The organism is Acinetobacter sp. AOR12_HL, assembly GCF_027855275.1.
Taxonomy (GTDB): Bacteria; Pseudomonadota; Gammaproteobacteria; order Pseudomonadales; family Moraxellaceae; genus Acinetobacter; species Acinetobacter baumannii.
Genome location: NZ_JAKTIJ010000028.1, coordinates 83,908 through 95,886 on the forward strand (window position 1 = coordinate 83,908; position 11,979 = coordinate 95,886).

Consider the following 11,979-nt stretch of genomic DNA (forward strand, 5'->3'; position numbering starts at 1 on the left):
AATTTATGGATGCCATTATTATTGAAGGCTTGAAGGTTGAGACAGTGATTGGCTGTTTCAACTGGGAAAGACAAATCATTCAACCTTTAATGTTGGATTTAACCATCCATAATGATTTGAGCCGAGCAGCAGCGTCTGACAAGCTTGAGGACACACTCAACTATGCCCAGATTTGTGAGTTATCGGCTCAAGCCATTCAACAAGCTAAACCTGAATTAATCGAGCATGCAGCACATTTGGTTTTACAATGTTTGTTTGAAACCTTTCCATCAATTGAAAAAATTACCATAACCATCCGTAAGCCAGCCATCATTGCAGAAGCAAATGCTGTAGGAATTCGTCTTGAACGCACCAGAAACAATTTTTGCGCTCGCCCTAGCGAGTAATTTAGACGCAGATCAGCACTTTACTTTTGCTTATACGCAATTGGCAACTTTGGGGAAAGTGCAGTTTTCATCTGTTTATCAAATTCCATGCCGAGATGGTATTGGAGATGATTACTGGAATTCGGCATGTCTATTAAAAAGCAATTTATCGTGTGAACAAATTGAATCTTTTCTAAAGAAACTTGAGTCAGATTCGGGGCGTGTTCGTCCGTCGCATCATATTTCTTTAGATGTAGATTTGATTGCATGGGGAAGTGATCTGGACCATATGCAATTTAATTCTAAAAAGCTACCTTTGGCACTCGATGTAAAAATTCCTTTATATGAACTTTGGCATTGTGAAACCTTAAAGGCTGATAGCATGATTTATCCAGTCGTTAATTTTAAAGTTTAATACCCTTCAAACTAAATTTTACGCAAACTTTACGCGGGCTTTGACTTCCTCAATAGAGAATTTACGGGCATTTTATCAATACTGAAATTCACTAAATTAGTGTTATTTCAGGACAATAAAGATGCTTATAAATTCTCAAATGCGCATCTTGCATCAGTCTGGCATTGTCTTATGCGGACTTAAAACAAATGATATTTCTCCATCTCTCCTTATTTCCAGTTTGGCAAATCAAGCCAAGGAGTATAGAGGAGAATAGCCATGTTAGAACTTATACTTGTTTTATTTATTGCTATTTTTCTAGCATGGTGCCTCAGTAAATATCTATCCAAAGTGATGGCAAATCAGCCGATGTGGGGTGATGGATTATTTCGCTGGATTGAAAATCCTGTATACCGCTTATTAGGTGTATCTCCACAACAACAAATGAACTGGAAACAATATTCTCTAGCATTTGTTGTGAGCTGTATTTTTCTTGCAGTGGCTATTCTTGCTATTTTTATGACGCAAGCATGGCTACCATTAAACCCGAACCATGCACCAAATATGAGTTGGGATTTAGCATTACATACGGTTATTTCATTTTTAACTAATACCAATCAACAGCATTATTCTGGTCAAGCTCAATTATCTTATTTGTCGCAAATGACAGGTATTGTAGGTTTGCAAGTCATTACTCCAATGATGGGGCTGGCTTTGGTTGTTGCGACATTAAGAGCTTTCTTTTATCAGCGTCCAAGCCATATTGCGGCCGATGTTGCCGAGCAGCCAGATCAAATTTTAATTGGTAATTATTGGGCAGATGTAATTCGTCCTACAGTTCGCTTTTTGCTTCCACTCTGTTTTGTCTGGTCATTATTGCTTAACAGCCAAGGCGTGCCAGCAACTTTCCAAGGCGGGCCAGAAGTACAGCTTATTGATAAAGCCAATACAGTTCAAACCCAAAAAATTCCTTTAGGACCAGTTGCACCAATGGTAGCGATTAAGCAATTGGGGAGTAATGGTGGTGGTTGGTATGGTCCAAATAGTAGTGTGCCTTTAGAAAATCCGACACCACTTTCTAATTTATTAGAAATGATTGCGATATTACTTATTCCACTTACCGTGATTTTTATGGTTGGGCATTTTACCCAGCGTAAAAAGTTTGCTTACTTTGTGTTTGGTAGCATGCTTTTCATGTCGATTATTTCAGGTGCGGCGGCTGTCTGGTCTGAGAGTATGTCATCGATAGCATCTCAACTTGCCGTAATGGAAGGTAAAGAACAACGTTTTGGACCAGCCGCATCAGCAGTTTGGGCAGCGATCACTACGCAGGTGAATAACGGTTCGGTCAATATGATGCATGATTCTTCAGCACCGCTTACCGGTTTAGTCGAACTCATTAACATGCTGATTAATGCCATTTGGGGTGGTGTGGGCTGTGGTCTGCAACAGTTTATGATTTATCTGTTACTCGCAGTATTTATTGCAGGTTTAATGACAGGTCGTACCCCTGAATTGTTTGGACGCAAGATTGAAGCGGCAGAAATTAAGTTGCTCGCGATTATTATCTTGATTCAACCTTTAGTCATTCTTGCGTTTACTGCATTAAGCCTCAGCATTCCAAGCATATCTGGAATTAGTAATCCAGGACCACACGGTATTAGCCAAGTGTTCTATGAATATGTTTCTGCGTTTGCTAATAACGGTTCAGGTTTTGAAGGTCTTGGAGACAACACTGTATGGTGGAATGTCACTTGTAGTATCGCTCTACTGTTAGGACGTTTCCCTACATTAATTTTGCCATTAATGATTGCCACACGTTTAGCAGCAAAAAGAAAAGCACCCGAAACATCAGGTAGTCTTCAGGTTGAAACACCAACCTTTGCCTTAACGCTGATTACGATAGTTGTGTTGCTTACCTTATTACAATTTATGCCAGTTCTTGTCCTTGGGCCTATTGCCGATCAACTTTTGTTGGTTAAAGGCTAAGGAGGCGAGTGAAAATGAATACACAAACTCATGTAAATAGCCATAAACAAACCATGGCAGTGCCAAATTTTGAAGTTTGGAAAAATGCATTTGTGAAACTGCTACCGCAGCACGCAATTAAAAACCCTGTGATGGCAATTGTATGGCTTGGAACAGTGGTTACAGGCATTAGTACAATCTTAGGTTACACCACGCTGTTATTTGGTTTAGTGGTTACAGCAATTTTGTTTATTACCATTTTATTTGCTAACTATGCCGAAGCAGTTGCAGAGGCTAGAGGCCGTGGGCAGGCATCTTCACTACGTGCAGCAAGAGAAAATTTAACAGCTCGAAGACTCAACTCTTTGACAGACCGTCAAGTGACTCAAGTTGTAGCGACCGAACTTCATTTAAATGATTTTATTGAAGTACATGCAGGTGAGCTTGTTCCAGCCGACGGTGAGATTGTAGAAGGCTTTGCGACCATTAATGAATCGGCTGTTACAGGTGAGTCTGCACCTGTGCTACGTGAAGCTGGAACAGACCGGTCAGGTGTTATTGGTGGAACCAAAGTCCTTACAGATCGTATTGTTGTGCAAGTGACTGCTGAATCTGGGCAAAGTTTCTTAGACCGTATGATTGCTTTGGTCGAAGGTTCAAATCGTCAAAAAACACCGAATGAGATTGCGCTTGGCTTCTTGTTAATGGTGATGACAATCACGTTTTTAATTGTCGTGATTAGCTTGCCATTTATTGCCAAGTATTTGCATATTGAACTTGATCCAGTCGTGCTCGTGGCGTTATTGGTCTGCTTGATTCCTACAACCATTGGTGGCTTGTTACCTGCGATTGGTATTGCGGGGATGAACCGTGCACTCAAAGCCAATGTTTTGGCAAAATCAGGTAAAGCTGTAGAAGTCGCGGGTGACATTGATGTGCTTTTACTCGATAAAACAGGAACCATTACTCATGGTGACCGTCAAGCGACTTCATTTTATCCCTTAACTTCGGTAACCGAGTCAGAGTTGAGAGCTGCTGCTTGGGTAAGTTCACTTGCCGACCCAACACCAGAAGGGAAATCAATTGTTAAGTTGGCAAAAGAGCAAGGCTTAAAACAGCAAGAACCAGAGCAAGCCGAATTTATCTCTTTTAGTGCTTCGACTCGAATTTCTGGCGTGAATTTACCGAATGGCGACCAAATTCGTAAAGGTGCTTTAGATGCAATCTTGGAATTTGTAGATGAAGATTATTCTCAAGATTTAGAGTTAAAAGCACGTGTTGAACAAGTTGCCAAAAAAGGAGCAACACCTTTAGTCGTCGCTAATCAACATCATGTGTTGGGTGTGATTGAGCTTTCAGATGTGATTAAACACGGTATTAAAGAACGTTTTGCTCGTTTAAGAGAAATGGGTATTAAAACTGTCATGGTTACAGGTGATAACCCATTAACTGCGGCCGCGATTGCTGCTGAAGCAGGGGTAGATGACTATATTGCCGAAGCAAAACCAGAAGACAAATTGGCTTGTATTCGCACCGAACAACAACGAGGTCGTTTAGTTGCAATGGTCGGTGACGGAACCAACGATGCGCCGGCATTAGCACAAGCTGATATTGGTCTAGCCATGAACTCGGGTACACAAGCTGCAAAAGAAGCTGGCAATATGGTTGATTTAGACTCAGACCCAACCAAATTACTTGCTGTGGTTGAGATTGGGAAACAGCAGCTGATTACCCGTGGTGCTTTAACAACATTTTCGTTAGCAAACGACGTCTCTAAATACTTTGCCATCTTGCCTGCATTGTTCGCTGCTGCGATTCCACAAATGCAAATATTGAATGTGATGCACTTAGCAAGTCCAAACAGCGCGATTTTATCTGCATTAATTTTTAACGCGATTATTATCCCGCTATTAATTCCAATCGCACTCCGAGGCGTCAAATTTAAACCTTCAACTGCAACTCAGTTACTACGTCGAAATATGTTGATTTATGGAGTGGGTGGTGTGGTTCTACCATTTATTGCCATCAAAGCGATTGATGTAGTGATTGTTCAATTATTTGGTTTGTAATCTGGAGTTTGAAATGAAAACTTATGCACAAAATTCAGAAGCAAATTTGGGTCAGACCTTAAGAGCATCTTTGGGATTATTAATTTTTACTCTGGTGGGTTGCGGTGCTATTTATAGTGCGATCGCTACAGGTGCGGGACAGGTGTTATTCAAAAATCAAGCAAATGGTAGTTTGATTGAAATAGACCATAAAGTTTTAGGGTCAAAATTAGTCGCTCAGCCATTTGTTGGAGAGGCTTATTTTCATCCACGTCCTTCAGCAGTCGCTTATGACCCGATGGCGATGGCAGGTACAAACTTAGCGCGTACTAATCCTGAGCTACAGCAACAAATTGATGCTCAGATTCTTGCTGTGAAAAAACAAGATCACACGGGCAATACACCTATACCAAGTGATTTGGTGACTAAATCTGGTAGTGGTATCGATCCGCATATTAGCCCTGAATCTGCTCAGTTACAGGTTGCTCGAGTGGCTCAAGCGCGTCATTTAGACCCTAAAGTTGTAGAAGAGTTACTTCAAAAGCATATTGAACCAGCTCAGTTTGGTGTACTAGGGCAAGCTCGTGTTAATGTATTAGAGCTAAATATCGCTTTAGATCAATTACAATCTACACATTAACTTAAAAATAAAGTTGTTAGTTTACCGGATGATATCAAGTGCAAAGCAATCGCGAAAATCAGGCTGAGGCCTTATTAAATCATGTTAATAGATATCAAGCCGGTCGACTAACGGTCTTTCTTGGTGCGGCACCAGGTGTAGGAAAAACCTATGCCATGCTCGCCCGCGCTAAAGAACTATTTCAACAGGGCACAGATGTTGTTGTTGGTATTGTTGAAACCCACGGAAGAATTGAAACTCTAAAAATTTTGGAAGGGTTGCCTCAAATTGCTAGAAAGGAAATGCAATATCAGGGGCATGCTTTAGAAGAAATGGACTTGGATGCTATTTTACTTAGGCATCCGCAAATCGTTTTGGTTGATGAGTTGGCTCATCGCAACGTCCCAAATAGTCGTCATGAACGACGGTGGCAAGATGTTAATGAGTTGCTAGACGCAGGTATTGATGTATTTACGACCATAAATATTCAACATTTAGAAAGCCTGAATGATGTGGTGTACCAGATTACGGGCATTCGAGTAAATGAAACGGTACCAGATCGGGTATTTGATCGTATTCGAGACATCCGCTTAATTGATTTACCCGTCAGTGAGCTCATTGAAAGGCTCCACCAAGGAAAAGTCTATGTGCCAGAGCAAGCAAATCTGGCATTACAAGGCTTTTTTAGCATTTCAAATTTAACGGCATTACGTGAACTGGCAATGCAATGCGTTGCTGAACATGTCGATTCAGATTTAAAAGAGAGCTATGCCTCTAAAGGTTTGAAGTCTATCTCGTTGCAAAATGAATTGATGATTGCGATAGATGGGCAAGGCTCTTCTGAATATTTAGTGCGAGCAGGCTGTCGTTTAGCAGAACGTAATGGTGCTACATGGACTGTAGTAAATGTTGCTAAAAGTTTGGACTTTGGACAGAGTTCAGTGGGTTCTTATAAAAAAGAATACATTGAGATTGACCGTGCGTTTGAGTTGGCTCGGCAACTCGGTGGCCGAACCGAGGTTTTATATGGGCCGCGAGTTGCGTCAGTGTTAATGGATGCCGCCGTTGATCGAGGTATTTCCAATCTGGTGATTGGTAAAAGTATTTCACCGTGGTGGTTAAAGTCATTTAAGAAAAATTTAGCTCAGCAATTATTAAATCAAGAAAACTCGATTGCTTTAACCATTCTGCATCCAGAACAGGGTACTAAAAAGATTAATCAGCTCGAAAAGCCTTCATTTTTATCATTAAAAGAAAGTGTTTTTGTTTTAGCTGTGACGTGCGGTAGCATTTTTCTAGCTCACTTCGCCGAAGTTCTATTTGGTATTGAAGACTTCTCTGTCATTTTTATTATTTCTGTTTTAATTGTTGCAACGAAAACCCGAATGCTTGCTGCTGTAGTGGCAGCCTTAATATGTTTTTTGGCTTATAATTTTTTCTTTATTGCACCGCGTTATACTTTTCAGATTTCAGCACATCAAGGGGTGGTCACCGTTGTTGCTTTTTTTGCAGCAGCTTTAATTGCTGGGCGTTTGGCTTCTCAGTTACGCCAGCAAGTTTTATCTTTAAAAGCTGCCAATGCCTACACTACGGTAATGCAAGACTTGGCACGTAAGCTTTCTAGTGCAGTGAATCTTGAAGAAGTCATGCAAACAGGACGTATGACTTTAGAAACACAACTTCAAACTAAAGTGTGGATTTCTATTCGAGATAAGGTAATTTCATCTGATATTGAGCTAAATGATAAAGAAAAAGTAGCCGCAGAATGGTGTTTGAAACACAAGCAGCCATGTGGGCGTTTTACCGATACGCTGAGTCAGTCAAATTGGTGGTTTTTACCACTTTTAGAACAAAAAAATAGCTTAGGTATTGTGGGAATTTACTTTAAGGATGACGTAGTTTCTCTAAATTTTGAGCAAAAGAAACTGACGGAAAGTGTAATTGAATATATTGCACAGGCAGCACTTCGGACCCAATTGGTCAATGAGCTAGAACAAGCAAAAGTCACCAGTGAAACAGAGCGTTTGCGTTCTGCTTTATTATCTTCGGTATCGCATGATTTACGCTCGCCACTTGCTTCTATCATTGGCGCAGCAGACACGCTAGCTAATTTTAAAGCTGATATGTCAGAACAAGACCAGCAAGATCTGCTTGAAACAATTCATTTAGAAGGTGAGCGCTTAGACCGTTATATTCAAAACTTGCTTGATATGACCCGTTTGGGCCACGAAGGTCTAACTTTAAAAAGAGACTGGATTGGCGTAGATGAATTAATTGGTTCGGCAACTCGCCGTTTAAAGCGCTATAAACCAGATACTCAAGTGTCGGTTGAATTACCTGAACAAGCGATTAGTTTATATGTACACCCAGCACTGGTAGAGCAAGCCATTTTTAATGTTTTAGAAAATGCGGCAAACTTTTCACCTCCAGATGAACCAGTCATGATTCGTGCTCATCTTTCATCAGAAGATGAAGTAAAAATAGAAATTGAAGATAGAGGTGCAGGAATTCCTGAAGACGAAAGAAACCGCATTTTTGATATGTTTTACACCATGGAGCGCGGAGACCGTGGAAAATTTGGTACAGGTTTAGGGCTAACAATCGTAAAAGCGATTATTGGTGCTCATATGGGTACAATAGAAGCATTTTCAGGACGCCAAAATAAAGGTACTTTAATTCAAATCAGATTACCCATTCATCCAGTAAAAGAATAAGTTGTAAAGTCATGATAAGTTCAGAAACATCACCTGTAGAAACACGTATTGTGATTATTGATGATGAGCCTCAAATCCGTAAATTTCTAGACATTGCTTTAAGAACTCAAAAATACAAAACCACGCTCTGCGAAACGGGGTACAAAGGCCTAGAGGCTTTGGCAACCCAAGGGGCTGATTTGGTGATTCTAGACTTAGGCTTACCCGATTTAGATGGAAAAGAAGTGCTTCAAGAATTACGTAGCTGGACGAATGTTCCCGTTATTGTGTTATCTGTACGTGCCGATGAGTATGAAAAAGTTGCCTTGCTAGACGCAGGCGCAAATGACTACATGACCAAGCCTTTTAGTGTGCAAGAGCTTTTGGCGCGCATACGTGTCATTCTAAGAAATCAACCGATTCAGCAAGAAGCACATGTGTATGACGATGGTTATCTCAAGGTTGATGTCATGCAACGTTTAGTTTGGATCGAGCAACAGCCAATTACTTTAACTCGAAAAGAGTTTCAACTTTTGACGTTATTAATGCGCTATCAAGGGCAGCTTTTAACACAGCCTCAGCTCTTAAAAGAACTATGGGGGCCAACTCATCAGGAAGATACGCACTATTTACGTATTTTAGTGGGCAAGTTACGTAGTAAACTGGGGGATAACGCAATTCAGCCACGCTATATTGCAACTGAACCAGGTGTTGGGTTACGTTTTTTAGCTAAACAGAAAAATCATTAATTAGATATAAAAAAACCTTAGGGTATTTCTCCCTAAGGGTTTGCAAAGTGGTTTATAGTTTTTTTGCTCTTTTTATTTATATATCCCAATGTTGTTCTGCTTCAGTCATTTGACTGTAAATATTTTGATATTCAGCCTGTTTAACCGTGTACCAATGTTCTACAAAGTCTGCCCCTAAATACCCTTTTAAAATAAGACTTCCTTTAAATATTTTTAAGGCTTCCGGCTGATTGTTGGCTAATAAAATGTGCTCATCTTGAAATTTTAAAAGATGTGCAGGTTTTGGTAGCGGTAACTTATGAGATAAGCCATAAGACGCGCCCGCTAAAATATTCGCTGTAACTAGATAGGGGTTACAGTCAGCTCCAGCAACCCGATATTCTAAGCGTTGATTTTGTACGTCTGAGCATGGAATACGGATTGCGACATTACGATTATTGGTATCCCAATTAGCTTCTAATGGCACGTGATGACCAATTTTAAAACGTCTATAAGAATTAATATTAGGCGCTAAAATCGCCATAGATGCAGGCATTAACTCAATGAGTCCGCTAATCGCGCTCAATAATTTGGCTGCAAGCTCACCTTTTTCTTCTTCTGAGCTAAATATATTTTGATGGTATTGATTCAGCATACTCATATGAAAATGCATACCACTACCAGCCTTTGCCAAGTTTGGTTTCGCCATGAAACAAGCGGTTAAGTCATGCTTTCTTGCAACTTGTTTAACAATTCTTTTTAAGGCATTAATTTGATCGCAGAGTTTTAAAATGTCATGGCTGTGTTGAAGGTTTAATTCATATTGTCCAGGGGATGACTCTGCAACAATAGCGGTAATTTCAATTGATTGTAGTAGGGCTGCTTTTTCAACTTCATCCAGAACTTGTTGGTAATTATTTGGCGCATCTATATCAAAACATTGGTTTTCTATGCAGGTTTCAGACTGATGCTGAGGTGAGAAAAGATAAAACTCTAGCTCGGCAGCCATGACAGGGAAATAATTATTAGCATGTAACTGATTTAATAGTTTTTTTAATATATTACGTGGTTCATAGCGACAGCCAGAACCATCTTCTTCTTGCATGGATAGGTAAAGCTGAGCATTTAATTCTGGGGATAAGGCACTGGGTTGCAAGCTGCCTAAAATGGGCAGGCAAAGTCTATCTGGTTCACCAATATATTTTCCCAGTCCTGTTTCTTCAATCACTTTTCCATCAAGGCTCATGGCATAAACAGAAAGAGGAAAATAACAACCATTAGATAGATTTTTCAAACTCTTAACATCAATACGTTTGCCACGAATATGCCCGTTTAAGTCATGTAGACAAATATCAATGTGCTGAGTGTGAGGATATAAACTTAAATATTCATCAACTTCTTTTAAAAAAAGATCTGCGTTGAAAGTATGATCTTGTGTCGGTGGAATAAAATCATCTGATATTTTAAATGCCTTAAAGTGAGGATCTTTTAAGTTTAAATTTGGGTAAATAAGCGTACTCATTATAAAAAACCTTGGTGGTTATTTAGCTCAAATCCTACCGTAGCCTTTGGCGTTAATCCCGTAAAAAAACAGTAAAATAATAAATAGTTTATTTATAAGTGAATTTAGTTTTTTATATTAATAATCAATAATTTAATTGTCATTTTTATGATAAGGCTTTAAAGTAAAATTAACGTATAAGGGCCATCAAAGAGTTGTCTGATCGTTCATGATTTCGCTTTTAAAAATTAAACATAATTAAGAATTGTGATCCTTAAATTTGGTGAGATGGTCAAACTGCTTTAAACTTAAACGCTTATCCAGTTAAACATTTATGTATAAATCTTGAATAGAGCAAGGCTTATATAGCACATGTACTGGAATTTTATTTTTTGCGTTTTTTTTAATTTTATTTTTGAGTTCTCTTAATATGAAAAATATCGGTTTAGCCATTCTGGCTATCAGCCTCTCGGGTTGTGCTGCAATGAGCGTAGAAGAATGTAAGACTGCAAATTGGTCATTAGTGGGTGAGAAAGATGGTTCGAAAGGTTCTTCGCCACGTTTAGATCAATATTATAAAGCGTGTGGAAAAGCCAATATTGTTCCAGATCAAAAGTCATATGAACGTGGGTATAAAGAAGGCCTAGGTTATTATTGCCAGCCAGCAAATATTTTTTATAACGCTTTAGAAGGTAACGGTAATATTAATGTATGCCCAGTTGAGCAGCGTAATCGTTTAAGACCTTATTATCGAGCAGCTTCCGATTACTACAATGCAAAAGCTGAATATGAGCGTTATGACGAAAAGTTTAAGCAATATTCTGACAGTGCTTATAACGAAAAATTAAAGCCAGAAGAGCGTGAACGTTATCGTAAGCTTTTAAGAGAATTACAAATTGATCGTGACCGTATTAACAGAAACTATTGGAACTCAATTCGAGATATCGAACGCTTCAAATATGATCATGGATTAAAATAATATTTTAAAAAAGGATTGATCTGAATGAGATCAATCCTTTGTTTTTTTTAAAGATAATAACTCGTTTTTGTCATTAACTTTGAAATAGCAGTCATTGTGATTTTTACTGCATATGGTAATTCAACACCACCTGCTTCAAGTGCAGTATGACGGTGATGCAATTCATCTTCATTCATTTGCTCTAGAATTTTGCGCGAGCGTTCATCTTGAGCTGGTAACTGGTTTAAGTGATCTTGCAAATGTAGACTAACTTGACGTTCAGTTTCAGCAACAAAACCTAAGCTATATTTATCACCTGCAATACCGGCAAGAGCACCCATACCATATGAAAGGCCATACCAAATCGGGTTCAATAAGCTTGTATGACTATTTAGCTCTTTTAAACGGTCTTCACACCAAGCTAAATGGTCTTGTTCTTCAATCGCTGCCTGTTGCATTTCGCGGCGTACATTTGGCAATTTCGCTGTCAATGCTTGCCCATGATAAAGTGCTTGAGCACACACTTCACCACTGTGGTTAACACGCATTAAACCTGCAACATGGCGGGCATCTTCTACACCAAGTTTTGCTTCTACTGTTTCAGCTGGATTTTGGCGCTGCGCTGCTGTTGCACCCGGAACAAGACTACGTAATGCTTGATCAAAAGAGTTAATAAGTTGATCAATTCCAGTATAGTGGCGCATA

10 protein-coding genes are annotated in these 11,979 nt (G+C 39.4%); 8 read left to right on the forward strand and 2 right to left on the reverse strand.

Annotated elements, in window-relative coordinates:
- The first annotated feature begins 5 nt into the window (after positions 1-5).
- The 7 genes from folB (at position 6) to MKL36_RS14710 (ending at position 8,836) form a co-directional block, all read left to right on the forward strand.
- On the forward strand, positions 6-386 hold the full coding sequence (gene folB / locus MKL36_RS14680; protein WP_000338776.1) for a dihydroneopterin aldolase: 381 nt from the start codon (positions 6-8) through the stop codon (positions 384-386).
- Positions 343-780, forward strand: coding sequence for a 2-amino-4-hydroxy-6-hydroxymethyldihydropteridine diphosphokinase (locus tag MKL36_RS14685; RefSeq protein WP_000993399.1), 438 nt, complete (start codon positions 343-345; stop codon positions 778-780). The genes folB and MKL36_RS14685 overlap by 44 nt, the downstream gene beginning before the upstream one ends.
- 258 nt (positions 781-1,038) lie before the next feature.
- Positions 1,039-2,748, forward strand: coding sequence for a potassium-transporting ATPase subunit KdpA (gene kdpA / locus MKL36_RS14690; protein WP_021510414.1), 1,710 nt, complete (start codon positions 1,039-1,041; stop codon positions 2,746-2,748).
- A gap of 8 nt (positions 2,749-2,756) precedes the next feature.
- Positions 2,757-4,796, forward strand: coding sequence for a potassium-transporting ATPase subunit KdpB (gene kdpB / locus MKL36_RS14695; RefSeq protein WP_086374162.1), 2,040 nt, complete (start codon positions 2,757-2,759; stop codon positions 4,794-4,796).
- Between the two features lie 13 nt (positions 4,797-4,809).
- A complete protein-coding gene (gene kdpC / locus MKL36_RS14700; protein ID WP_000860564.1) occupies positions 4,810-5,415 on the forward strand; it encodes a potassium-transporting ATPase subunit KdpC in 606 nt (201 codons plus the stop codon).
- Positions 5,416-5,453: 38 nt separating this feature from the next.
- Positions 5,454-8,108, forward strand: a complete 2,655-nt coding sequence (locus MKL36_RS14705) for a sensor histidine kinase (protein WP_147506133.1) — start codon at positions 5,454-5,456, stop codon at positions 8,106-8,108.
- An 11-nt stretch (positions 8,109-8,119) separates the two neighbouring features.
- The gene (locus MKL36_RS14710; protein ID WP_021510417.1) at positions 8,120-8,836 is read left to right on the forward strand and encodes a response regulator; all 717 of its coding nucleotides are present in this window, start codon (positions 8,120-8,122) and stop codon (positions 8,834-8,836) included.
- A gap of 76 nt (positions 8,837-8,912) precedes the next feature.
- Here the strand turns inward: MKL36_RS14710 and MKL36_RS14715 are convergent, their stop codons facing one another.
- Positions 8,913-10,337 carry a glutamine synthetase family protein gene (locus MKL36_RS14715; RefSeq protein WP_002046906.1) on the reverse strand — a complete coding sequence of 475 codons (1,425 nt, stop codon included), beginning with the start codon at positions 10,335-10,337 and terminating at the stop codon, positions 8,913-8,915.
- 409 nt (positions 10,338-10,746) lie between these two features.
- On the opposite strand from MKL36_RS14715, the gene MKL36_RS14720 reads away from it, so the two are divergent.
- On the forward strand, positions 10,747-11,295 hold the full coding sequence (locus MKL36_RS14720; protein WP_000789248.1) for a DUF2799 domain-containing protein: 549 nt from the start codon (positions 10,747-10,749) through the stop codon (positions 11,293-11,295).
- 47 nt (positions 11,296-11,342) lie between these two features.
- On the opposite strand, the gene coq7 is transcribed toward MKL36_RS14720, so the two are convergent.
- The gene (coq7, locus tag MKL36_RS14725) at positions 11,343-11,978 is read right to left on the reverse strand and encodes a 2-polyprenyl-3-methyl-6-methoxy-1,4-benzoquinone monooxygenase (RefSeq protein WP_001216787.1); all 636 of its coding nucleotides are present in this window, start codon (positions 11,976-11,978) and stop codon (positions 11,343-11,345) included.
- Position 11,979: the final 1 nt, after the last annotated feature.